The 1129-nt window shown below is 65.9% G+C and carries 1 protein-coding gene; it reads right to left on the bottom strand.

Annotated elements, in window-relative coordinates; all coding sequences use genetic code 11:
* Positions 1-23: 23 nt before the first annotated feature.
* On the bottom strand, positions 24-893 hold the full coding sequence (locus ACFVX6_RS40935; RefSeq protein WP_389699666.1) for an IS5 family transposase: 870 nt from the start codon (positions 891-893) through the stop codon (positions 24-26).
* Positions 894-1129 lie beyond the last annotated feature (236 nt).

Genomic DNA, 1129 nt, shown 5'->3' on the forward strand with positions numbered 1-1129 from the left:
AGAGGTCGTTTTCGTCCGATGTTTCATCCCGGAATCACATGTTCTGTGGTCTTCTTCGGGTCGCGCCAGGAGATGGTGTTCTCGCTGGTGAGGCGGCGGGCCATGAGGTCGGTCATGGCGATGTGGATCACGGCTTCGGAGCGGGTGGGCAAGGTTTCGTAGTCGCGGGCAAGGCGTCGGTGGAGCATGAGCCAGCCGTAGGTCCGCTCGACCGCCCACCGTTTGGGTATGGGGGTGAATCCCCTGGTCCCGGGCTTGCGGGTGGTGATCTCCATGTCGATGCCGAGTGTGGCGGCATGCTCAACGAGGTGCTGGCGGTAACCGCCGTCGACCCACACCTTGCGGATGCGGGGATGTTCGGCGGCGACCTGGTCGAGCAGCGAGGTGCCGGCAACGGAGTCCTGCACGCTCGCCGCGGTGACCAACACTGCGAGGAGAAGGCCGAGCGTGTCGGTGACGATGCTCCGCTTCCTGCCGACGATTTTCTTGCCCGCGTCGACGCCCTGGCCGGCAGCGGGGACGCTGGTGGAGGTCTTGACGCTCTGGGCGTCGATCACACAGGCCGTTGGCTCTGCGTCCCGGCCCTCCTTCTCTCGCAGAAGCTGCCGGAGCAGGCCGTTGAGCTGGGCGAACACGCCCTCGTCGGCCCACTTGGCGAAGTAGCCGTAGACGGTGTTCCAGTGCGGGTAGTCGTGCGGGAGGTAGCGCCACTGGACCCCGGTGCGGTCGACATACAAGATCGCGTCCATGATGTCGCGCAGGTCGTGTTCGGGTGGCCGGCCGAAGTCCAGGGCCCGGCCGCGGCGCTCGAAGCGCCATGCGGCCAGGACCGGCTCGATCAACTCCCAACGGGCATCGGACAGATCGCTTGGATAGGGACGTCGCTTCGCCATACTTCCGGCGTACCGCGCCGGACCGCATGCGCCCAGGCGCACACCCGCGACGGTGGAAGCACACGACCTCGGAGACCGGTCATCCTGGGATGAGACAGGAACACGTGGCCTTTCACCCCATCAGCCACCCCACCCGTCCCCGCAGGCATCGACCGCCTCTGCAACCTCACCTGCACCGCAGCCCGACACTCCGAGAATCTGTTGATAAGCGGGCAGTCCAGGTGAAAACGACCTCT

The sequence above is a fragment of the Streptomyces sp. NPDC058289 genome, assembly GCF_042880975.1.
GTDB lineage: Bacteria > Actinomycetota > Actinomycetes > Streptomycetales > Streptomycetaceae > Streptomyces > Streptomyces stoeckheimensis.

Coding starts and splice junctions, on each gene's coding strand:
- ACFVX6_RS40935 (WP_389699666.1), bottom strand. CDS start 893: ATGGCGAAGCGACGTCCCTATCCAAGCGATCTGTCCGATGCCCGTTGG.